General features: G+C 61.5%; 21 protein-coding genes and 2 pseudogenes. 8 read left to right on the top strand and 15 right to left on the bottom strand.

Features of this window, described 5'->3' with window-relative positions; genetic code table 11:
* Positions 1-34: 34 nt before the first annotated feature.
* The 3 genes and pseudogenes from H0194_RS09845 to H0194_RS09840 all read right to left on the bottom strand — a co-directional run bounded on the left by H0194_RS09845 (position 35) and on the right by H0194_RS09840 (position 2,277).
* Positions 35-1,289 (bottom strand): annotated as a pseudogene (locus H0194_RS09845) (IS3 family transposase).
* Positions 1,258-1,332: pseudogene (locus H0194_RS11225) on the bottom strand (hypothetical protein); the annotation flags it as partial. The pseudogenes H0194_RS11225 and H0194_RS09845, both read right to left, overlap by 32 nt.
* Before the next feature lie 165 nt (positions 1,333-1,497).
* Entirely contained in the window at positions 1,498-2,277 is a 780-nt protein-coding gene (locus H0194_RS09840) for a type 2 periplasmic-binding domain-containing protein (RefSeq protein ID WP_185175702.1), read from the bottom strand.
* 158 nt (positions 2,278-2,435) lie between these two features.
* Here H0194_RS09840 and H0194_RS09835 point away from each other — a divergent pair, with 158 nt between their 5' ends.
* A complete protein-coding gene (locus H0194_RS09835; protein WP_185175701.1) occupies positions 2,436-3,566 on the top strand; it encodes an Mrp/NBP35 family ATP-binding protein in 1,131 nt (376 codons plus the stop codon).
* A gap of 15 nt (positions 3,567-3,581) precedes the next feature.
* Here the strand turns inward: H0194_RS09835 and H0194_RS09830 are convergent, their stop codons facing one another.
* From H0194_RS09830 to sigE, 3 genes are read right to left on the bottom strand one after another with little or no spacing between them, the layout of a single operon-like run.
* Positions 3,582-4,073 carry a twin-arginine translocase TatA/TatE family subunit gene (locus H0194_RS09830; RefSeq protein WP_185175700.1) on the bottom strand — a complete coding sequence of 164 codons (492 nt, stop codon included), beginning with the start codon at positions 4,071-4,073 and terminating at the stop codon, positions 3,582-3,584.
* A 24-nt stretch (positions 4,074-4,097) separates the two neighbouring features.
* Positions 4,098-4,565, bottom strand: coding sequence for an anti-sigma factor (locus H0194_RS10905; RefSeq protein WP_211996066.1), 468 nt, complete (start codon positions 4,563-4,565; stop codon positions 4,098-4,100).
* A gap of 12 nt (positions 4,566-4,577) precedes the next feature.
* A complete protein-coding gene (gene sigE / locus H0194_RS09820; protein WP_185175699.1) occupies positions 4,578-5,222 on the bottom strand; it encodes an RNA polymerase sigma factor SigE in 645 nt (214 codons plus the stop codon).
* 125 nt (positions 5,223-5,347) lie between these two features.
* On the opposite strand from sigE, the gene H0194_RS09815 reads away from it, so the two are divergent.
* Positions 5,348-6,025 carry an O-methyltransferase gene (locus tag H0194_RS09815; RefSeq protein WP_185175698.1) on the top strand — a complete coding sequence of 226 codons (678 nt, stop codon included), beginning with the start codon at positions 5,348-5,350 and terminating at the stop codon, positions 6,023-6,025.
* Between the two features lie 17 nt (positions 6,026-6,042).
* Here the strand turns inward: H0194_RS09815 and glgC are convergent, their stop codons facing one another.
* The gene (gene glgC, locus H0194_RS09810) at positions 6,043-7,302 is read right to left on the bottom strand and encodes a glucose-1-phosphate adenylyltransferase (RefSeq protein ID WP_185175697.1); all 1,260 of its coding nucleotides are present in this window, start codon (positions 7,300-7,302) and stop codon (positions 6,043-6,045) included.
* 111 nt (positions 7,303-7,413) lie between these two features.
* Here glgC and glgA point away from each other — a divergent pair, with 111 nt between their 5' ends.
* Both glgA and H0194_RS09800 read left to right on the top strand, forming a co-directional pair.
* Positions 7,414-8,580: a glycogen synthase gene (gene glgA, locus H0194_RS09805; protein ID WP_185175696.1), complete on the top strand. Its 1,167-nt coding sequence runs from the start codon at positions 7,414-7,416 to the stop codon at positions 8,578-8,580.
* Between the two features lie 56 nt (positions 8,581-8,636).
* A complete protein-coding gene (locus H0194_RS09800) occupies positions 8,637-10,097 on the top strand; it encodes a GH32 C-terminal domain-containing protein (protein ID WP_185175695.1) in 1,461 nt (486 codons plus the stop codon).
* Here the strand turns inward: H0194_RS09800 and H0194_RS09795 are convergent.
* From H0194_RS09795 to dapE, 7 genes are all read right to left on the bottom strand, one after another.
* Positions 10,094-10,963: a methyltransferase domain-containing protein gene (locus tag H0194_RS09795; RefSeq protein ID WP_185175694.1), complete on the bottom strand. Its 870-nt coding sequence runs from the start codon at positions 10,961-10,963 to the stop codon at positions 10,094-10,096. The genes H0194_RS09800 and H0194_RS09795 overlap by 4 nt on opposite strands.
* 90 nt (positions 10,964-11,053) lie before the next feature.
* A complete protein-coding gene (locus H0194_RS09790; RefSeq protein ID WP_185175693.1) occupies positions 11,054-11,224 on the bottom strand; it encodes a DUF3117 domain-containing protein in 171 nt (56 codons plus the stop codon).
* A gap of 105 nt (positions 11,225-11,329) precedes the next feature.
* Positions 11,330-11,578, bottom strand: coding sequence for a DivIVA domain-containing protein (locus H0194_RS09785; RefSeq protein WP_185175692.1), 249 nt, complete (start codon positions 11,576-11,578; stop codon positions 11,330-11,332).
* Positions 11,579-11,580: 2 nt separating this feature from the next.
* Positions 11,581-12,312 carry a glucosyl-3-phosphoglycerate synthase gene (locus tag H0194_RS09780; protein WP_185175691.1) on the bottom strand — a complete coding sequence of 244 codons (732 nt, stop codon included), beginning with the start codon at positions 12,310-12,312 and terminating at the stop codon, positions 11,581-11,583.
* 8 nt (positions 12,313-12,320) lie between these two features.
* On the bottom strand, positions 12,321-13,133 hold the full coding sequence (gene folP / locus H0194_RS09775; RefSeq protein WP_185176990.1) for a dihydropteroate synthase: 813 nt from the start codon (positions 13,131-13,133) through the stop codon (positions 12,321-12,323).
* Positions 13,134-13,176: 43 nt separating this feature from the next.
* Entirely contained in the window at positions 13,177-14,016 is an 840-nt protein-coding gene (locus H0194_RS09770; protein WP_185175690.1) for an LOG family protein, read from the bottom strand.
* A 27-nt stretch (positions 14,017-14,043) separates the two neighbouring features.
* Positions 14,044-15,165, bottom strand: coding sequence for a succinyl-diaminopimelate desuccinylase (gene dapE / locus H0194_RS09765; protein WP_185175689.1), 1,122 nt, complete (start codon positions 15,163-15,165; stop codon positions 14,044-14,046).
* Between the two features lie 91 nt (positions 15,166-15,256).
* Between dapE and H0194_RS09760 the strand changes: the two genes are divergently transcribed.
* The 4 genes from H0194_RS09760 to H0194_RS09745 all read left to right on the top strand — a co-directional run bounded on the left by H0194_RS09760 (position 15,257) and on the right by H0194_RS09745 (position 20,457).
* Positions 15,257-16,651, top strand: coding sequence for an amino acid permease (locus H0194_RS09760; RefSeq protein ID WP_185175688.1), 1,395 nt, complete (start codon positions 15,257-15,259; stop codon positions 16,649-16,651).
* Positions 16,652-16,774: 123 nt separating this feature from the next.
* Positions 16,775-17,746 carry a 2,3,4,5-tetrahydropyridine-2,6-dicarboxylate N-succinyltransferase gene (gene dapD, locus H0194_RS09755; RefSeq protein ID WP_185175687.1) on the top strand — a complete coding sequence of 324 codons (972 nt, stop codon included), beginning with the start codon at positions 16,775-16,777 and terminating at the stop codon, positions 17,744-17,746.
* Between the two features lie 10 nt (positions 17,747-17,756).
* Entirely contained in the window at positions 17,757-19,148 is a 1,392-nt protein-coding gene (locus tag H0194_RS09750; protein WP_281382543.1) for an amino acid permease, read from the top strand.
* A gap of 355 nt (positions 19,149-19,503) precedes the next feature.
* Entirely contained in the window at positions 19,504-20,457 is a 954-nt protein-coding gene (locus H0194_RS09745) for a type IV toxin-antitoxin system AbiEi family antitoxin domain-containing protein (protein ID WP_185175686.1), read from the top strand.
* Here the strand turns inward: H0194_RS09745 and H0194_RS09740 are convergent.
* Positions 20,429-20,929 (bottom strand): GtrA family protein, encoded by a 501-nt coding sequence (locus H0194_RS09740; protein WP_185176988.1) that lies wholly within the window; start codon positions 20,927-20,929, stop codon positions 20,429-20,431. The two genes, H0194_RS09745 and H0194_RS09740, sit on opposite strands and share 29 nt — an antisense overlap.
* Positions 20,930-21,033: the final 104 nt, after the last annotated feature.

Genomic DNA, 21,033 nt, shown 5'->3' with positions numbered 1-21,033 from the left:
TGATCTGCTCCCCGTTTTCCGGACTGGGTTAATTCTAAATGGTTTGGGTCTTAGCAAGGGTCTGGTTCCGATATTGCATCGGGGCCAGGCCCTTGAATTGTTCTTGTAGTCGGGTCGTGTTGTACCACAGGATGTAATCATCAATAGCTTGGCAGAACTCATTGACGCTGCTGAAGGAAACACCGTGGTACATCTCAGATTTCAAGTGACCGAAGAAATTCTCCATCACTGAGTTGTCATAGCAATTGCCTTTCCGGGACATTGACTGCACGCCACCAATGTTTGTAATCAGGTTGCGCCAGCTGGTGTGCTGGTACTGGAAGCCTTGGTCGGTGTGCACAATGAGTCCTTCATCCGGGCTGAACAGGGCAATGGCATCGGATAACGATCTTGATGTGAACTTGGTATTCGGTGATGTAGACAAGGTATGAGCCAAGATGGTTCGGTCGAACAGATCCATAATCGGCGACAAGTAGACCTTGGTGCCTGCGACTCGGAACTCGGTGACGTCGCTAACCCACGCTTTATTCGGTGCACTTTGCTCGAAGTTGCGGTCAAGCACGTTGTCGGCAATGTGGCTAATAGCTCCGCGGTAGGAGTTGTACTTCTTACGCCTGATCTTCGATACCAATCCCAGCTGTCGCATCAGCTTGCGGACCAGCTTTTTATTGACGATCTCATTCTCGTTGCGCAACGCACGCCATACGCGGCGATAGCCATACGTGGCATGAGAGTCGTTAAAGATCTTCGTTATCAGTTTCTTCAGATGGACATATTTGTCCGGTTTATCAAGGCGACGCTGATGATCGAAGAAGGTCGACCTGGACAGGCCAGATACGGCGATCAAGTCATCGAGGCGGTGGTCAGACTTAAGAGTGATGATGGCTTCGACTTTTAGCCTCGTCGCTGATCCCTCAAGTCCCGCAATTTTTTTAAGTACGCCAATTCAGCCTTGAGAAGCTCATTTTCGCGTCGCAGCTTGTCTTCTTCAGTCAGTGGTGCAGGCCGAGCTGAGCCTTTAGGCCTGCCCTTCGGCTTCGGCCGTAGTGCATCAATACCGTCTTTGTTGACCTGCCACACCCATTGACTAATCAGGTCAGGCGAGGACAAGCCGAATTCCGCAGCAAGATCAGACCTGGTCTCGCCGGCTTTATGGCGGCGAAGAATCTCCATCTTGGTGTCGAAGGAGTACTGTTTCCTCGTTGGTTTGCTCACAAGACAAAGTCTGCCATGCAAACGGAACCGACCCTCGAGCCTTCGAACCTGGCCCCGCTTGACCCCGAGACGATTAGCCACCGCTCTAGCGCCATAGCCCTGCTCAAATAGTTCCACTGCTTGTTCACGCTGAGCCTAGCTCAACTTGCTGCGTGGATGCATAGAAAACTCCCCACAATCTGGTTTCTGATTTCTCAGTCCGGATTATGGGGAGCAGTTCACGCTGCGGGGTCCTTCTTGTGTGTCCGCCCGCCATGCGAAAACGACGGGTACGACAGGCCTCTAGCTGCCTTGCTCCTCACGCTTGTTTGGGTCGGCACCGATGCCGTTTTCCTTTTGGTTGTCCGACATCTCGAACTGTTCGCCGTTGGCATTCTTCCCCAACCACGAGGAAACAGTTTGGGATACGGAACCGGATTCTTCCGACTTAGCCACGAGTTCGTCTAGCTCCTGATTGGTGATGAACTTGGTGACACCGACGAGTGCCTCTTTCTCCTCGCGGGTAAATCGTTCCTTTTGGAAGAGTGGAACGAAATTCTCCGGCAGGCCAGAGGATTCCTCGTTGTCGCATCCGGTAGCTGGCGACGGGTCCAACGTACCGAGAGTAGGTGGCAAAGACTCGATGAGTGCGATGTGGGTCGTAGCTAGCAGATCTTCCCCCACTGGGGAGACGTCATTGTCCGCTCCGCCGGTACCGCCGCTGTCCGCGAGCTCTCGCGCTGTGGGCGCATTAAAGTGGCGCAACAACTGACCCGTGCAGCCCACGGCCAGCTCGGCGTCGCCGTCAGTCAAGAACCCAGCGCGTACATCGGTATCACCGGGGGTATCCAACAACAAGACGGCATCGCGCCCGGTCTTTTCCAGAGTGCCGCGGTAAATCTCGCCGAACACCACTTGTTCGATGTCGCGGGGATCCACGACCACTTGGACCGTGGAGTCGAGGAGCTTATCCAGCATCGGCTCGGGCTCCGCTGCGGCGCAACCTCCTAATGCCACGCTGGCACTGAGCACCACAGCAGAGGCACGCAGCGTCCGCGGACTCCGCGAGAAGGGTTTGTGCATTTCTAGGTACCGTTCCTCATTACCACAGGTAAATCGACAAAAGTGTGGACCGTCAAAGTATACATCGCCCTCTGGGCGCACCGGCTTCGCGACGCCGCCCCCTCAACAAGGGGCGCGGGCATTGGTGTCCCGCCGTACCAGGACTACACTAACGTTCGATGAGTGCACTAGAAGTTTCCGCTGTCGAAAGCGCGCTATCCCGCGTAGAGGATCCCGAAATCGGACGCCCGTTAACCGAGCTCGGAATGGTGAAGTCCATTGATATCACCGGCAATGACGTTCATGTGGCGCTGTATCTCACGATTGCTGGCTGCCCTATGAAATCAACGATTGAATCCAATGCTCGCGCGGCATTGGAAGAAATCGACGGGGTAGGCAACGTCTCCCTGGAAATGGACGTCATGAGCGATGACCAGCGTCGTGAGCTACGTAAGCAATTGCGCGGCGGCCAAGACGAGCCGGAGATTCCGTTCGCTAAGCCAGACTCCACCACGCGCGTCTTTGCCGTCGCCTCCGGAAAGGGCGGCGTGGGCAAGTCCTCCATGACCGTAAATTTGGCCGCGGCTCTACAGGCAAAGGGCCTGAAGGTGGGCATTGTCGACGCCGACATCTACGGCCACTCGGTACCAGGCCTGCTGGGTTCGACCGCTGGACCGACCGTCGTGGACGACATGCTCATGCCTCCCATTTCGCACGGCATCAAGCACATCTCCATCGGTCAGTTCGTGGAGGGCAACGCCCCCGTGGTGTGGCGCGGCCCGATGTTGCACCGCGCGCTCCAGCAATTCCTCGGCGACGTGTTCTGGGGCGATCTCGATATTCTCCTACTCGATCTGCCACCGGGGACCGGCGACGTCGCCCTCTCGGTGGCACAGCTGCTGCCGAACGCTGAGCTCCTCGTGGTCACTACCCCACAGGCCGCGGCAGCCGAAGTCGCCGAGCGCGCTGGTTCTCTGTCCATTCAGACCCGCCAGCGCATCACCGGCGTCATTGAAAACATGTCTGCCATGGTGATGCCCGATGGCAGCGTCATGGACATCTTCGGCTCCGGCGGCGGCGAGGTGGTGGCCGAGCGGCTGTCCACTCTCACAGGCGCGCAAGTGCCGCTGTTGGGGCAGATCCCATTGGACCCTCAGCTACGTGTCCAAGGCGACGACGGCACCCCCGTGGTGTTGAGTGCCCCCGACTCCCCCGCGTCTCAGGCTGTCATGGCCATCGCGGATCAGCTGGCGGTCCGCAAGGACTCCTTGGCCGGCAAGTCCCTTGGCCTGGGAGTGACCCGCACATAGCGCGCCGCCCAGCGCCTAGACCAAGTCCGTCCAGGACCAGCCCCCCGCCGGGGCCTCGCCTCCGGCAGGGGGCTTTGCGTTGCCGCCATCATTACCGGGGTTGGTTGCGCGGGAGGTTTGATGCGACGGATAATCGCGAGCCTGGGGCTGAGGGGCATCTGTCAAAGCCGGCCCGTCGCCGAGATCCTCGGCAAGCATCTTCTTAGGATCGAAGGCATCGAGGGCAGAGTCATCGCCGTCGAAAAGCGCCTTGGTCAGCGCTGCCCGTGGGCCCATGCGGCCCCACTCCGCTGCCTGGCTTATCGGCTGCCGGAACTGCTCGAATTCCTCGCTGAATTCCCCGAACTCGCCAGTAAGCTCAGCCTTGGCGTTGTTGATGGCGCGGCGGGCAGCAAAAATCGCCGCGCGGATATCCAGGATCACTCCCGGCAACCGCTCTGGGCCGATGATGACAATGCCCACGAGGATAATGAAGATGACCTCGAACCAGCCGATATTTGAAAACACGCTTAATACCTTACCGCCAGTGGTTTACTGGCCGTGATTGCGCTTCAATGCGCGGAACACCATTTCGAACCGATCCATCAGATCGCCCTGTGGTGTCATCTTAGGGTCTTCGCCGGCTTCCCGCGCGGCGTCGGAAGGCGGTGTGTGCTCCAAACCTGCCAACCGCGCGATGAGGTCCTGTGGAGCAGTCAGTTGTTCTTCGGTACTGCGGCCGCGCACCCAGTCTGCGGCGCCCCGGACTCGTTTGACTTCAGCGCGACACTCATTGCAGTGCAATACATGGATTCGCGCACGGTGGGCAGCCTTGTGCTCCATTTCCCCATCCACGAAAGCCACTATGGCTTCCGGGTTGAGATGATCGACATCCGAAAACTGCCGCACGACGTCGTGCAACTTGGCGTTGAGTTTTTCGTTCAGCTTTTTCGCTCGCCGCCGAGCGTTATCGCCGCTCCAGCCGTTGCCAGGGGGTTCCGGGATTTCGTTGAGTGCCATGACGCCGCAATTCTAACGCATGCGCAACAATACCTGCGCGTCTTCCGATTCCTTGGCCGCATCCTCCAGAAGCTGGCGCAGCTGCGAACGCCCCCGGTGGATGCGGGAGCGCACGGTACCCATCTTCACACCCAGGGTCTCCGCGATCTCGTCGTAGCTCATTCCGACCACGTCACAGAGGACGACCGCAACGCGGAAGTCCGGGCTGAGTTCATCCAAAGCAGACTGGAGAACGGGATCCAGGTTGGCAACGTCAAATTCTTGTTCCGGAGTCATACCGCGGCCAGGAACGCGGTCGTAGTCATCCGGCAAGGCCTCCATCCGGATCTTGGTGCGGTGACGCACCATATCCAAGAAGAGGTTAGTGGTAATGCGATGCAGCCAGCCCTCGAATGTGCCCGCCTGGTAGCGGTTCAGCGAGCGGAAGACTCGCATGAAAGTTTCTTGGGTGAGGTCTTCCGCGTCGTGCTGGTTACCGCTGAGGCGGTAAGCAAGGCGGTAGACGCTATCTGCGTGTTCGGCCACCAATTCAGACCAGGAGGGCATACCAGCTTCGCCCGCGTCAAACGCCGCGGTACCGGTAAGTTCGGCGCTTCCCGCCTCACGAGACTCACTAGATACGGACACGGACGGTGTTTCAGACTCCTGTGATGGCATGGGACTAATTGTGCCCTACGCGGAGTACTAACGCCAGTTAAAGAACTGGCAGATCGCTGAGAGCTTTTCGCCCTGAATCCGCGTTATAGCGCGCAAGTCGGGTGAAGTTCCCTACACTGGAGAGCGTGAATACAACGGGTTTTGATGCATTGAATCGCTTTATCGAGGACGCGGCTGCCGAGGAATCTTCTCCAGCCCTGGCTGACGCGCTGGCACACGCGGAAGAATTTGCCCTTCCCACCCCCGACGCCGCCACGGGCGCACTATTGACCACCCTTGTGGCGTCCGCTACTGGCCATAGTTCCGCGGAGGACGGTGCCACTCGCGACAAAGCGCAGGCCATCGCCATCACTCCGGCGTCCTCGGTCGTCGGCCTCCATCTCCTCGCCGGTTTGCCGGAGAGCGGCATCGTCACGTGCATCGACCCGGAGGCGGAACACCATAACCACGCCAAGCAAACCTTCCGCGAAGCGGGATACCCACCGTCTCGCGTGCGCTTCTTGCCATCCCGCCCGCTGGACGTCATGGGTCGCCTAGCCAACGATGCTTACCAGCTCATCTACGTGGACTCCGACATCGTGGACTACCCCGCCCTCGTATCTGCGGCATGGCCGCTGCTCAGCAAGCGCGGCACCGTCGTTTTGGCAGGAAGTCTGCTGGACGGCACCGTTGCCGACGAGTCTCGCAAGGATCGCGCCACCGACGCAGCGCGGGAGGCCGACGCGGCCGTCGCCAAGCTCGACGACGCTCACGTCACCCGCCTGCCCTTGGGGTCAGGACTCACGCTGGTAACCAAACTCTAGGCCGAACGTTCCTGGCCCTAATTGTTTTCCGCGGGCTCGTTCGGCACGGGCTCGGGGTTGCCTACGACCTCATTCTTGCCCACGACCACGACGCCGCCCGCGGAAATGGTGAAGCGGGATTCATCCAAGCCGCGGTCTACGCCAATAATCTCACCGTCGTGAACATAGACGTTCTTATCCAGAATTGCGTGACGCACCACGGCGCCCTTGCCCACACGCACGCCCGGCATCAGAACCGAACCCTCGACGTTGGCCCCCTCCCCCACGTGGACGTCGGAAGCCAGCACAGAATTCCGCACCGTGCCCCCGGAAATAATGCAGCCCGGCGCCACCATGGACGCTTGCGCGATACCGCCCTGGACAAACTTGGCGGGTGGGAAATTAGACACGTCCGTGGAGTGGATGGGCCACAGGCGGTTGTACAAGTTGAATACCGGGTGCACGGAAATCAGATCCATGTGCGCCTCATAGAAGCTGTCGATGGTGCCCACGTCGCGCCAGTATCCTCGGTCACGGTCCGTTGCTCCCGGGACCTCATTGGCCGAGAAGTCGTATACGTGCGCCTCATCCTTAGCCACGAAGTACGGGATGATGTCACCGCCCATGTCGTGGGCGGATTCCTCATTCATTTCGTCAGAAAGCAACGCTTCAATCAACGCGTCCGTGGTGAACACGTAGTTGCCCATCGAGGCGTAGGTCATGTCCGGATCATCAGGGGTACCCGGAGGATCCGCCGGCTTTTCCAAGAACTCAGTGATGGTGCCCATGCCGTCGGCCTGGATGCAGCCAAACGCGTGGGCCTCCGCGCGCGGCACCCGAATACCCGCGACAGAGCAGGCCTTGCCCGTGGCGATGTGCTCTTCGACCATCTGGGATGGGTCCATGCGGTAGACGTGATCCGCGCCAAAGACGATGACGTAGTCGGGCTTTTCGTCATAAATGAGGTTCAGCGACTGGACGATGGCGTCTGCCGAGCCGTTGTACCAGCGCTTGCCGCGGCGCTGCTGCGCCGGCACCGAGGCGATGTATTGCTGAGTCGGGCCCGAAACGTTCCACGCTTGGGAGATGTGGCGGTCCAAGGAGTGGGACTTGTACTGGGTCAACACGGCAATCTTCATGTAACCGGCGTTGACCAGGTTGGACAGCACGAAGTCCACCAAGCGGTAGGTGCCGCCAAACGGCACGGCGGGCTTGGCACGGTCTTCGGTCAAAGGGAAAAGGCGTTTACCTTCTCCTCCGGCAAGGACGATGGCAAGGACATTAGGCTGGCTTCTCACACCCTCAAACTTAAAGGTTTTATGCACAGTCTGCAGGACATGCAGAGGTAATTTACCCCACCATGAGGTGAGCCCAGCGTGAAAACAAAAACGTCACTAAGGTGGGATGTCATGAAAGCGGGTATTTTTTCCAAGGAATATCCACCGGAGATTTACGGTGGTGCGGGTGTTCACGTTGCGGAACTCACACGGTTTATGCGCAACCTTATCGACGTCGATGTGTTCTGCATGGGTGCCGAGCGTGACGAGGCTAATGTCCACGCCTTCGGCGTGGATCCCGAGCTCGACGGCGCCAACGGCGCCATCACCACACTGTCCACCGGCCTGCGCATGGCTAACGCAGCAGGCGGCCTAGACGTCGCGCACACCCACACCTGGTACACCGGCCTTGCCGGGCACCTGGCGTCCCGCCTTTACGACATCCCGCATGTGGTCACCGCCCACTCCTTGGAGCCACACCGCCCCTGGAAGCGCGAACAGCTCGGTGGAGGCTATGACATCTCCTCGTGGTCGGAGAAAAACGCCCTGGAGTACGCCCACGGCATCATCGCGGTGTCCGCAGGAATGAAGGATTCCATCCTCGACGCTTACCCGCACCTCGACGCGGACAAGATCCACGTCGTTCACAACGGCATCGACACCGAACTGTGGCAGGCCACCGAGCCTTTCAACCCGGGTTCCTTGCTGACTGAGGCGGGCGTCGATCCCTCGCGCCCCATCGCCGGCTTCGTCGGCCGCATTACCCGACAGAAGGGGCTGGTGCACCTGTTGCGCGCAGCCCGCGATTTCGATCCGGACATCCAGCTCGTCTTGGGCGCTGGAGCCCCGGACACCCCGGAGATCGCCGCCGAGACCAAGGCCCTCATCGATGAACTCAAGGCAACCCGCGACGGCGTCTTCTGGTTCCAGGACATGCTTACCCGCCCGCAAATCATGGAACTGTACACCGCTTCCGACGTGTTCGTCTGTCCGTCCATCTACGAACCCCTGGGCATCGTCAACTTGGAAGCCATGGCCTGCGGCACCGCGGTGGTCGCTTCCAACGTGGGCGGAATCCCCGAGGTGGTCGCGGACGGCGAGACCGGCGTGCTGGTCAACTACGACGAGAATGACACCGCCTCCTTTGTCCACGACCTCGCCGAGGCAGTTAATGCTATGGTGGCGGACCGTGACCGCGCCCAGCGCTTCGGAACTGCCGGACGCGCCCGCGCCACCGAACTGTTTTCGTGGGAAGCCATCGCGGCTGAAACTGTGAATATCTATCGCAGTCTCCTATAGCCCGCGAGTACCGGCAGCCCCTTGTCCTGCCCCCCACCCCTGGAAGTCCTCTTCGCATGACACCTCATTCCCTCCGCCCCAACCTCCGCTTCGCTCTCGAAACCGGAATCCTCGACGCTCCCGCGGGTATCGTCCGCGACGGCGATACGTGGCACCTGTTTTACCAATACCGCCAGGATGTCAATGCTCCTGCGCGGTGGGGCCACACCTACGCTGAGGACGGTCCCTTCGAGTGGTTCGAGTGCGACGACGTCCTCGCCCCGGAGGGAGAAGAATTAACGTTGCGCGCGGGTACCGTGCTGCCCACACCGGCGGGGGCCAGCCTGTATTTCACCTCGGTGCGCGAACACGAGACCGCCGTCGCGCATGCCACGTACACCGATCTCAAAGAAACCTGCCAGCTTTCCGACGATCCCCTGACCTTGGACTCCGCCGTCACCCGCCACGGTGACTGCGTGGTCTCGCTGGACACCCCGGTCGGCGCTTTCGAGCGTTTCCGCTCCCCGTGCGTGGTCCCAGACTGGGCCGCAGAAGACCGTGAGGAAGGCACCTCTGGCCTCATCATGCTCGCACTGACCGGCCCCGCGGACAAGCCCACGCCCGTGGTGCTGCGCAGCGCCGATGGGAAAGTCTGGGATTTCGAGGGCCCGCTCGAGGTGGTTGGCGACGCCGAACTTCCCGCCAGCTCCGACGCCGACGCTCCCCTCGCCGCCGTCGTTGCGCCGCGCATTATCCGTCTGCGCGACGAGGTAGACGGCAACATCTATGACGTCCTCCTCATCACCCTCGAACGCGACGGCATTGATATCTCCGGCTACGTAGTCGGCCGCCTCGAGGGCGCGGCCTTCCACGTCACCTCTGGTTTCCGCCGCGTGGACTACGGCCATGACTTCACCAGGCCGCGCAACACCAACTACGTTCCCGGTACGGTGTCCGAAGAACAGCGCTACGACCACGCCATCCTGTTCGGCTTGGTCAACGGCGTCGGGCGCCAAGACGATCCGACAAACCACCCCACATGGACAGAAGAGGGATGGGCCAACGTCTTGTCTCTCCCGCGGGTGGTGACGCTCCAGGGCGGCACCTTGTATCAGACCCCTCCGAAGGGGCTGCCAGAGGCCATCAAGGAATCCGCCGGTGCGCGGTCGTGGATCGGCATGCTGGAGGTCCCCACCGATCGTGATTCAGACGCCGCAGTCACCGTCACCCTCAAAGACGCGCAGGGAACCCCCGCCGCGGTTATCACCCACGCTGGCCACGAGCTGCGGCTGGACCGCTCCTCCAGCACGGCTTTTGACAACCGCTTTGCCGGGGAAGCCCCCGCAGTGGCGCCACTAGCAGAGGGAGATTCGGACTCCCTCACCATCATTGTGGACGGCTCCGTGGTGGAGGTGTACGCCGACGGCGGCCAGGTAGCCATGACCAGCCGCGTCTACTTCGACGGCGGCTTCAGCGAATGCGAAGCCACCGTGTCTGGCGACGCCAGCATCGAGCGTTCCTGGGAAAACCGCGGTTAGCGGACCGGACGCAGGCGGTCCAGGCGGGCCACTGCCGTAATGTCCATGGACTGCGGCAGGTTGGCCAGTCGCTCCTCTAGCGTGGCGGCGTCGATGTGGCGCGCGGACGGGCTCATGCCGATCTGATCGGTGATAGCAGCCTTGTCCAAGCGCATCGTGAACTCCACGATCTCCGGCTCCCCGACCGGCTCCAGATATCCTTCCGCCTGCTCCAGCATGCGCTCGACCTTGCCTGGCTCGACGTCGAGAAGCCCCAAAGGCTCACGCAATTCCTTGAGGTGGCCGGCCTGTGGCGTCAGCACCACGACCTCACCGCCCGGAGCGAGGATGCGGCGAAACTCCGCTGGGTTACGCGGTGCGAACACCACGGAGATGGCATCGACGCTGTCGTCTTGGAAGGGCAACCGCTCCCACACGTCCGCAATGACGGCGCCGACGCGGTCGTGGCACTTGGCCAAGTGCTTCGCCGCGGGCTGCGAGATGTCCAGTCCCACTCCCACCGCGCCGGTGATGGAATCCAGCGTGTGCGCCAGGTAGTAGCCCGTACCCGCGCCTACCTCGACGATGACGGGGTCCCTATCTTCCGGCAGTCCGGCGGCCTCCACGACGTCCTGCACTGCCGCAGTGACGGCTTCCACAAAGGGCGCGAAATGGCCGTGCGAAAGGAATGCCTCTCGCGAACGCACCATGTCCAGGTCATCGCCGTCGTGCTTAAGCCCGGCTCCCCCAGCCAAGGTGACGTAGCCTTGCTTGGCCACGTCGTAGCTATGTCCGGATTCGGAGACGAGGCGGGATTCGCCGTCTTCGAAACGCAGTGGGGTACCGTCGGTGGGGTCCGAAAGAACGTGGACGATGTGGCTCAACATGCCCTCCACAATAGACCACAAGGGCCCTTTCACAACGAAAGAGCCCTTGACAGGAGGGGAATTTAATTCAAGGCCTTGAGCTGCCGCCTGTTACTGCTCGACCGCGGCGTTCAGCAGGGACGCCAGCTCGGTGGCTTCCTCCTTGCTCAACTCGACAACGATACGACCGCCGCCGTCCGAAGGAATACGCATCACGATTTTTCGGGACTCCACTGCTGCTTCCATCTCGCCACCAGTGGTCCGTGGTTTCATAGCCGCCATTCCAGCACACTCTTTCTCTCGATGACATTCACGCGCCCGCCCTGCAGACCCGCCGAAAGTTTTATACTTCTCCCATCATAGCGCGATTGCGTACAGCTCGGCGGGCTATTTCTTCTTCGCCAGCTCAGCCAAGAGCGCATCCACTTGGTCTTGGCGGTAACCGCGCGGCACCACGTCGAAGGCAACTTTGTCCAGTTCCCCGGCCTCCACGTGCTCGCGATTGACCCGGTTAACCTCGCTGGCGTCCGGGTGCTCTTCCATCACCTCTCCGGAGCCGAAAATCGAGCCCCAAGCGTAGGTGCCCACCGCGACGAGGGCCACCAGCACGACAATAAGCAACAGCCAAGAAAACATGTTTAGATGATACCCCAAAGCGGCGGACGTTCCCCGGTGACTCCCTGATTCGCCAGATCCAAGATGGTTCCCGCCACGACGTCGGCCATCGGCGCGAGCTCTTCCAACGGACGGTTGCGATGTACCCGGGTCCCCAGCGGAACCTCGCGGATGGCTCTGGCCCCGAACTTCTGCGCCATAGCAATGAGCAGGCCTGCCTCCACGCCATAGCCATGAGCGAAGGGGACGTCGAGAGCGGCGTCGCGACGCACCGCGTACTCCCCGCCCAGCGGCTGACTGATGTGGCCCAGCTCCGGGAAGAAGCGCCGCAGCAGCGGCTTAGCGGTCAACTCTGTCACGCGCCCGCCGCCCGTCGGATTCCCATTGAGGCTGCGCTGGTAGGCCGCCTTAACCATCATGGTGCCCGGATCGCCGAACGGCGCCACCAGCGCGCTAACCATGCCGGGGGCTGCCGATTCCAGGTCTGCGTCCACGAACACCACGACGTCTCCCCGCGCCGCGGCCACGCCACGCCACAGGGATTCACCCTTCCCCGCCCGGGGAGGGATATCGGGGAGGATGTCACGCCAGTTGAGAACCCGTGCCCCTGCCCGTGCGGCCTCCCGCGCGGTGCCATCCGCGGAGTCTGCGTCAATGACAAGAACTTCCCACGGCTCGTCCGCGAGCACCGCCCGCACCACGCCTGCCACGGTTTCTTCCTCGTTCAGGGCGGGGATCACCACCGAAATCTTCATGCCACCTACTATGCCAGCCCACGAACCGTGTCCAACGGCGGCTCCTGGCCCGCAATGGCCCGAGTCATGCGAATAACATCGACGGTCTCGCGGACCTCATGCACCCGGAACGCCGCCACGCCTTTCGACGCCGCCCACGCGGTCGCCGCCAACGTCCCCGCCACGCGTTCCTTCGGGGCCCTTCCTACAGTCTCACCAATAAAGTCCTTGTTCGACAGCGCCATGAGCACCGGCCACCCGGTAGCCACCAGCTCATCCACGCGGCGCAGCAGCTCGAGGCCGTGGAAGGTGTTCTTGCCAAAATCATGCGTCGGATCAATGAACGTCAAAGACTCCGGGACGCCGCACGTGACGGCCTTCTCCGCCAAAGCCGTCGTCTCCGCGATGACGTCAGCCACCACGTCGTCGAAATGCACTCGATAAGGTCGCGTGCGGGGCGTTATTCCGCCGGTGTGCGAGCAAACATAACCAACGCCGTGCTGCCCCGCGACTTCCACGAGCTCGGGGTCCCAGCCCGCCCAGGTGTCATTGATGAGTCCTGCACCAGCCTTGATAGCTTCCTCAGCCACCTCGGCGCGCCAAGTGTCCACAGAGACGATCACGTCAGGGTGCCGCGTGGCGACGGCCGCGATAGTAGGCACCACGCGTTCAATCTCGGCCTCGGCATCCACGGCGTCGCCAGGCCCCGCCTTGACGCCGCCGATGTCAATGATGGACGCGCCGTCGGCCACCGCGGCGTCGACACGCGCGAGGGCCTTGTCCAAGGCGAACGTGGCGCCTTTGTCGTAGAAGGAGTCCGGGGTTCGATTAACGATGGCCATGACCTTGGGTTCAGGCCAGGAAGGGAATTCGTTCACCGGCGGCCTAGTTTCGCTCCGCCTTCTGGACTTCTTCCATCTCTGCGAGGAAAGCGTCCCGTTCAGCCTTAAGCTGCGCCAGGCGCTTATCCGACATCACCTTATGGCGATCCACGATGTGGCTGACGGCCTCCTCTACGGAATCCGTAATGAGGAACAAATCCATGTCCTCGGAGTTAATGAAACCGCCTTCGACGAGGGTCTGCTTCATCCACTCCACCAGCCCGGACCAGAACTGAGTCCCCATGAGCACGATGGGGTAATTGGTCACCTTGCCGGTCTGCACCATGCACAAGACCTCGAAAAACTCGTCCAACGTGCCCATGCCGCCGGGCAGGCAAACGAAGGCCTGGGAGTACTTGAGGAACATGGTCTTGCGTGCGAAGAAGTAGCGGAAGTTGAGGCCCAGATCCACGTATTCGTTGAGCCCCTGTTCAAAGGGCAACTCGATGCCCAGCCCCACGGACAGGCCTTCGGCCTCGTGCGCACCGCGGTTCGCAGCCTCCATGATGCCCGGGCCACCACCCGTCACCACGGCGTAGTCCGCGTCCACCAGGGCCTTGCCGAGCTCCACGCCCAGCTGATAGTTCGGGTCCTCCTCCAGCGTGCGCGCGGAGCCGAAGACGGTCACGGCCTTCGGCATCTTGGACAGCGCGTCGAAGCCCGCCACAAATTCACCCTGGATGCGCAGCACACGCCACGGATCGGCGTGCTGCCATTCGTGGTCCGCACCAGATTCCAGCAACCGCTGATCGTACGTGGAGGCCTGCTCGCCCTGCGTGCGCAGGAGCATGGGGCCCCGAAGGGTGCGGCGACTCGGGTCGTTGGAGGAAATCAAGGGAGCCATGGCGGAATCTTTCGTTGAGCGGTCAGGTCAGGACGTGAGGAATTCTTTCAGCGCGCGGGAGACTTCGACAATGTCTGCCACCGGTACCTGCTCGTCAGGGCGGTGGGCGAAGCCGGGGTCTCCGGGCCCAAAGTTCACGGCCGGAACTCCCAGGGTATTAAACCGGGCCACATCCGTCCATCCGAATTTCGCACGGACTTTGCCGCCCACGGCTTCCACGAGCGCCTGGGCACCTGGCTGACCGAGCCCCGGCAGGGCCCCGGGCGCGGAGTCATCCACGACGTAGCTCACGCCGTTTTTTATTTCTCCCAATTCTTGCCCGGCGAGCCCCAACGCTTCCAGAGCGTGTTCTAAAGCCTCAGCTTCACTGCGATCCGGGGCGAAGCGAAAATTGACCAGGGCGAAGGCGGCATCCGGGATGGTGTTGGTGGCCACCCCCGCTTCCAGGTGCACCACGTTGAGCCCTTCGCGATACTCACAGCCGTCGATGGTCACCGACCGTGGGGAGTAGCTCGCCACCGCCGTTAACACCGGCGCCAGGTTGTGCGCCGCGTTCTCCCCCAGCCACGAGCGCGCCGAGTGGGCGCGGGTGCCGTGCCCGTCGACACGCAGGCGCAGCGTACCCTGACAGCCTGCCTCCACGATGCCGCCGCTCGGCTCTCCCAGCAGCGCGAGGTCGCCCTCCAGCCACTCCGGAGCCCGCTCGAGCAGGTGGCGCAAACCGTTATATTCATCACCGATTTCCTCAGCTTCATATCCCACAAAGGTCAGCTCGGTGGTACGCCGCGGGTCACGGGCCAGTTCGGCGAAAGCGTTGAGGTACACCGCGAGCCCAGACTTCATATCTACGGCGCCGAGGCCATGAATGATTTTTCCGTCCCCGCTCATTCGGTGGGGAATGTTGTTCGCCGCGGGCACGGTATCGATGTGCCCCGCAAGGACGATTCGCTTGTCGACGTTCCCATTCGTCCGCGCGCACACCGTATTCCCCAACCGGAATACGCTGACCGCCGGGACCGCGGCGGCAAGTGCACGCAGCGCCCGTTCGAGAGCATCGGCGATCGCCGCTTCGCTCTGCGATTCGCTCGGAATGTCCATGAGAAGCTTCGTCAGCGTTACGGGGTCAACGCGGGGGTCAATAGTGGTCATGAATTTTATGCTACTCCCGCAGGCTCCTAGACTTATTTCATAAAAACCGCACACCATGAACGACCATTAAGTAATATGACTCACAATTCAAATGGTTCGTGATTCAGAAAGCAGGGCTGACGCGGTGACACACACCGACAACACCTCCAAACTCAAGACCCGACATCTCACGATGATGGGCCTCGGCTCCGCCATCGGCGCAGGGCTCTTCCTCGGCGTCGGCGTCGGCATTCAAATCTCCGGCACTTCCGTGCTCCTCGCCTATCTCGTCGCCGGAATCCTCGTCGCGCTCATCATGCGCATGCTTGGCGAAATGGCCGCAGCACATCCCTCACTCGGGTCCTTTTCTACTTACGCCGGCATGGCTTACGGCAACTGGGCGCGCTTCACCCTCGGCTGGATTTTCTGGTTCATGCTCATCATGGTGATGGGCGCCGAAATCACCGGCGCGGCGGCGATTATCGCCGGCTGGTTCGACATCGCCCCCTGGATCCCTGCACTGATCGCCGTCACCTTCTTCGCGGTCCTGAACTTCGCCAACGTCCGCGGCTTCGGCGAATTCGAATTCTGGTTCTCCATCATCAAGGTCGGCGTCATCGTCGCCTTCCTCGCCATCGGCGGCCTCATGGTGCTGGGCCTATGGCCGAACCACGACGTCGTGGACACCACCAACTTCACCGAGAATTTCATGCCGAACGGCATTCCCGGCTTTGCCGCCGGACTACTGGCCGTGGCTTTCGCCTTCGGCGGCATCGAGCTGGTGACCATTGCCGCCGCCGAGTCCGAGGACCCGGCCGACAACGTTGCCACCGCCGTGCGCGCCGTCATCTTCCGTATCATTGTCTTCTACATCGGATCGGTCCTAGTCATCGCGCTACTGGTGCCGTTTAGCAACATTTCCGACGCCGATGTCGCCGCCGATTCCCCCTTCACCCTGGTCCTTGAGCAGGCAAACATTCCCGCCGCGGTCGGCTTCATGGAGGTCATCATCGCGCTGGCGCTGCTCTCCGCGTTCAACGCGCAGATCTACGCGACCTCCCGCGTCATCTACGACCTGGCCCGCGACGGCAACGCCCCCAAAGCCTTTACCCAGACCAACACGGTGGGCTCACCGACTTATGCCGTCATCTTGTCGATGTTCTTCGCCTTCGCCTCCGTCGGCCTGCAGTACTGGAACCCACCGGGACTTTTGGCATTCCTGTTCAACGCGGTCGGCGGTTGCCTCTTGGTCATCTGGATCCTCATCATCCTGAGCTACCTCAAGCTCCACCCCCGGTTTAAGGCAGAAGGAAAGCTCACCGCGCTCCAGATGTGGGGCTTCCCTTGGTTGGGCGGGCTCACCCTCGTGGCCGTCATCGGACTCATCATCCTCATGCTCTTCGACCCAGCCGCTCGCATGCAGGTCGTCGCGGTGGTGGTCGTATGCCTCGCCCTGGTTGTGCTGTCGCTGTTCGTGAAACCCACGCGGGCGTCGGAAAGCACGTAGTAACACACTGCCCTGCGCGGGCGATGTATCACACAGACCCCGCCCGCGCTATTGCCGGTAGCAATCCGGAGGACTACGATCGCGGGGAGTAACTCAAACACTAAAGCAGAGGTTTACCCAACCATGTCCCACGCGACTGCCCGCGGCCTGGCCACCATCACCTACGACGGCACCGTTCTCGATGTGTGGTTCCCCTCCGTTCATACCGACGAAGCAGTCACCCGCATCGGGACCGAGCGCCTCGACGACACCCCACAGCAATTCGCCTCGTTGGTCGGCCCCGACGAGGAACGCGGCGTCGCCCGCGTCGCTGTCAAGACGTCCATCGCCGACCTGGCTGAACCACCCGTCGACGCCTACGACGCCTACCTGCGCCTCCACCTGCTCTCCCACCGCGCCATCAAACCTCACGAAGCCAACATGGACGGCATCTTCAATCTGCTGGCCAACGTGGTGTGGACCAACTACGGGCCGTGCGCCGTGGCGGACTTCCAAATGATTCGCGGACGCCTCGCCTCCCGAGGCCCCGTGGTGGTCTACTCGGTAGACAAGTTCCCCCGCATGGTCGATTATGTGGTCCCCACCGGTGTGCGTATCGGCGACGCCGACCGCGTGCGCCTGGGCGCCTACCTCGCTGAAGGCACCACGGTCATGCACGAGGGCTTCGTCAACTTCAATGCCGGAACTTTGGGCAACTCCATGGTTGAGGGCCGCATCTCCGCGGGCGTCGTCGTGGGCGATGGCAGCGACGTCGGTGGCGGTGCCTCCATCATGGGCACCCTATCCGGCGGTGGCAAGCAGGTCATTTCGATCGGCGAGCGCTGCCTCCTCGGTGCGAACTCCGGTGTCGGTATTTCGCTTGGCGACGACTGCGTGGTCGAAGCCGGTCTCTACGTCACGGCCGGCACCAAGGTGGCCTGCTACGGCTCAGTGGCCAAGGCCGCGGGCGTCGACAACGGGGCGTCGGTGAAAGCCGAAGTACTGTCCGGCGGCTCCGGAATTTTGTTCCGCCGCAACTCGGTTAACGGCCAGGTAGAGGCCTCCGAATGGAAGGCTGAGGCAGTCACTTTGAATAGCCAATTGCACACCCACTAAGGTGAAGAGGGTGAATGCACCCTCGACGAAGAAACAAGGTGGCTTCAAAACCCGCCACCTGACCATGATGGGCCTGGGATCCACGATTGGAGCCGGGCTCTTTTTGGGTACTGGAGTTGGTATCTCGGCAGCTGGCCCGGCTGTACTCGTCGCGTATATTATCGCCGGCACGCTGGCCATCCTGGTCATGCAGATGCTCGGTGAGATGGGCACGGTCATTCCCGCCTCTGGCTCCTTTTCGGAATACGCGGAACACGGCATCGGCCACTGGGCAGGGTTCACGCAGGGCTGGATTTACTGGCTCGCGACCGTCGCCGTGCTCGGCGCGGAAATCACTGGCGCAGCGGCGTTTATGGGCGCATGGTTCGGCGTGGAGCCCTGGATACCCGCAGCGGTGTGTGTGGCTTTCTTTGGCCTGGTGAATCTTCTCCGTGTCCGTTCCTTCGGCGAATTTGAGTACTGGTTCGCGTTCATCAAGGTAGCAGTGCTAATTGGCTTCCTTGTTGTTGGTGCGCTGCTCATCCTGGGGCTGCTGCCGGGGCACCAGTTCATCGGCACTGAGATTTTCCTCGCCGACGGCTTCGCCCCCAACGGTCTGCCCGGCATCGCCGCGGGCATCCTGGCGGTGGCTTTCGCCTTCGGCGGTATTGAAGTGGTGGCAATTGCCGCCGCCGAATCCGAAGACCCTCAGGGCTCCCTGGTGCGTGCAGTGCGCTCGACGTTCACGCGCATCGCAGTGTTCTACCTGGGCTCGGTCTTCATTATCACGTTCCTCCTTCCCTACTCCTCGCTGGGCGCTGCGGACTCCGCCGCGGATTCCCCCTTCACGATGGTGCTGGAACGCGCCGGCATTCCGGGCGCGGCCGGTTTCATGGAAGTGGTCATCGTGCTGGCTCTCCTGTCAGCATTTAATTCCCAGATTTACGCCTCCTCGCGCATGATGCATTCTTTGGCTTCCCGCGGCGAGGCACCCCGCATTTTCGCGCACACCAACGACACGGGAGTTCCCACTATCGCCATTGCACTATCCGTCCTTCTATCCACGGTTATGGTGGTGCTGAACTACGCGGACACGGGTTGGCTGCTGGCGTTCATGCTAAATTCCGCGGGCGCGTCCTTGCTTATCGTGTGGACGTTCATTGCGGTAGCGCAGCTGCGGCTGCGACCGCGGCTGGAAAAAATCAGCGACCTTCCCATCAGAATGTGGGCCTACCCCTACCTCACCTGGTTCACGCTTGCGGTTCTGGCGGGGCTGGTGGTTCTCATGCTCACCGACGCCACCGCTCGTATCCAGTTGTTGTCCGCGCTGGTTATGTTTGTGGTTCTACTCGTTGCCAGCCTGGTGGTCTCGTCCGCGCGCGGTAAGTCCCCCACCACGACACTGCCACTGCCCGGCGAGTAGCGCGCCGCCGAAACCACCCCACCTGGCAGCCGGCAACCGCGCGCCACGCCCCAAATGGGGCACTTCGGGCGCGCAGGTAAGCTGCCCTCCTCACCGCGGCCGCAACACCTCCCAAACCACCCCACCCGGCAGTCGGCAACCGCGCGCCACGCCCCAAACGGGGCAGTTCGGGCGCGCAGGTAAGCTGCCCTCCTCACCGCAGCCTCAACACCTCCCAAACCACCCCACCCGGCAGTCGGCAACCGCGCGCCACGCCCCAAATGGGGCACTTCGGGCGCCCGAAAAACAAGCGCCGGGAACCGCACACGACGACATCAAGTCCAACCAGGCATACCGAACAGAAAGGGAGCCCTCGTTGGACTTGCAAGAATTCATCAATGACCCGCACGCCTTCATTCCGGCAGACTTCCTTGTGCCCGATCTTCGGCAGCACGACGCCCACCTACGCACCACGCGGCAACTACACAAGGAAGGCTGGAGCAAACACCGCATACAACGCGCCATGCGGGAGGGAAAGCTGCACCGCATCTTTCGTGGGGTGTACTCCACGATGGCGCCATCGACGAACCTTGTGCTCCGCGCACTGCAGAGAAAGTTTCCGCGCGCCACGTTCACCGGGCTGACGGCGCTGCAAATGATTATCGGCGAGGAACCCACCGCGCCCTTCCAGGTGCTCATCCCGCGCAACACCGCGCACATCACGCACCGCGATATTCGTGCGCGCCATACCACGGACATGCCATACGATTCCCTCCCCACCGCCATCTCTGCCGCGCGCGAAAGCTTCCGCACGGCACCCGAAGAAACCCGCGCCATTCTGGAGAAGCACTACGCAGGGTATCCCGGCAAACAGCGCTTCGACGAGCACTTCAGGCAGCTAAGACGCATTCCCCGGGCGTTTCGAGACTTCCTCCACCAGACCATCATCGGTGCTGACAGCCCGCCGGAGCGCATCCTCGCCAGAGCGCTACGGACCCGCATAAAGGGCATCGAGCAAAACGGCCTCTTGGGCCCTTACCGCTTCGACTTTCTACTGCACAAGCACAAGATCGCTATCGAAGTCGACGGCTTCACCTACCATCGCGGCAGCACTGAAAATCTCGCTTCGTTCATCCGCGATCGCTGGAAGGCCAATTTCGCGGCCGCGACGGGGTGGACAGTCCTTCGCTTCTCCGCGACCTGCATCGACCACTACCTGGACCATGTGGTAGCGCAGGTGGAAAGGATCGTCGCCAAGCAAGATGCAGACCCAACCCCGGTGTGGGCCTGGCACCATGTGCTTAGGGGCGCACTTCGTCCACAACCTTGAGGCCCTTCGGCTTGGAGCGGAAGGTCCAGAGTTTATTGAAGACGAAGTTGATGGGCATGGCCGCGAGGATGGAAATCGCCGACGCCCAGTAGAACTTGCGGCGCAAGCCCGAGGAATCGTCGAAGATGGACTCCGGCAGGCCAATGGGTGAGGTCGGGTTCATCAGCAGAACCGCAACAAAGTTGGACACGACCAGCGCGCCGATGCCAGTGAAGAGGAAGGGGAAGAACCCACGCAGCCAGCTGACTTTGGACACCGACTTGAAAGTCCACATCCGGTTGAGCTGGTAGTTCCACGTGTTCGCCACAAGGAACGCGATGCACATGATGACGTTGTACCAACGCACATTGAAGTCCGTGCCCACGATCGGCCACACGATGTCGTTTTCATGCAGGTGGTACACGTTTTCAAGAATCTTGGTGCACACGTAAATCACCGCGAGGTTGACCAGCGTGCCTGATCCGCCGACCATACCGAACTTGATGAATTGCTCAAGGTTGCCCAAAAGGCGGGCGGCGAAGGGAACCTTGGCGCGTTTGCTTGTCGACGCCCCGTTCACCTCCGGCTGTTCCAGCT

This window comes from Corynebacterium incognita (assembly GCF_014217255.1).
GTDB classification, from domain to species: domain Bacteria; phylum Actinomycetota; class Actinomycetes; order Mycobacteriales; family Mycobacteriaceae; genus Corynebacterium; species Corynebacterium incognitum.
Note: the sequence above shows the minus strand (reverse complement) of the source record. Positions and strands in the feature narration are given on the sequence as shown.

What these genes read in the sequence shown, in the direction of transcription:
- H0194_RS09840 (WP_185175702.1), bottom strand. Translation starts at nt 2,277, where the DNA reads ATGCACAAACCCTTCTCGCGGAGTCCGCGGACGCTGCGTGCCTCTGCT.
- H0194_RS09835 (WP_185175701.1), top strand. Translation starts at nt 2,436, where the DNA reads ATGAGTGCACTAGAAGTTTCCGCTGTCGAAAGCGCGCTATCCCGCGTA.
- H0194_RS10905 (WP_211996066.1), bottom strand. Translation starts at nt 4,565, where the DNA reads ATGGCACTCAACGAAATCCCGGAACCCCCTGGCAACGGCTGGAGCGGC.
- sigE (WP_185175699.1), bottom strand. Translation starts at nt 5,222, where the DNA reads ATGCCATCACAGGAGTCTGAAACACCGTCCGTGTCCGTATCTAGTGAG.
- glgA (WP_185175696.1), top strand. Translation starts at nt 7,414, where the DNA reads ATGAAAGCGGGTATTTTTTCCAAGGAATATCCACCGGAGATTTACGGT.
- H0194_RS09800 (WP_185175695.1), top strand. Translation starts at nt 8,637, where the DNA reads ATGACACCTCATTCCCTCCGCCCCAACCTCCGCTTCGCTCTCGAAACC.
- H0194_RS09795 (WP_185175694.1), bottom strand. Translation starts at nt 10,963, where the DNA reads ATGTTGAGCCACATCGTCCACGTTCTTTCGGACCCCACCGACGGTACC.
- H0194_RS09790 (WP_185175693.1), bottom strand. Translation starts at nt 11,224, where the DNA reads ATGGCGGCTATGAAACCACGGACCACTGGTGGCGAGATGGAAGCAGCA.
- H0194_RS09785 (WP_185175692.1), bottom strand. Translation starts at nt 11,578, where the DNA reads ATGTTTTCTTGGCTGTTGCTTATTGTCGTGCTGGTGGCCCTCGTCGCG.
- H0194_RS09780 (WP_185175691.1), bottom strand. Translation starts at nt 12,312, where the DNA reads ATGAAGATTTCGGTGGTGATCCCCGCCCTGAACGAGGAAGAAACCGTG.
- folP (WP_185176990.1), bottom strand. Translation starts at nt 13,133, where the DNA reads ATGGCCATCGTTAATCGAACCCCGGACTCCTTCTACGACAAAGGCGCC.
- H0194_RS09770 (WP_185175690.1), bottom strand. Translation starts at nt 14,016, where the DNA reads ATGGCTCCCTTGATTTCCTCCAACGACCCGAGTCGCCGCACCCTTCGG.
- dapE (WP_185175689.1), bottom strand. Translation starts at nt 15,165, where the DNA reads ATGACCACTATTGACCCCCGCGTTGACCCCGTAACGCTGACGAAGCTT.
- H0194_RS09760 (WP_185175688.1), top strand. Translation starts at nt 15,257, where the DNA reads ATGGTTCGTGATTCAGAAAGCAGGGCTGACGCGGTGACACACACCGAC.
- dapD (WP_185175687.1), top strand. Translation starts at nt 16,775, where the DNA reads ATGTCCCACGCGACTGCCCGCGGCCTGGCCACCATCACCTACGACGGC.
- H0194_RS09740 (WP_185176988.1), bottom strand. Translation starts at nt 20,929, where the DNA reads ATGGTCGGCGGATCAGGCACGCTGGTCAACCTCGCGGTGATTTACGTG.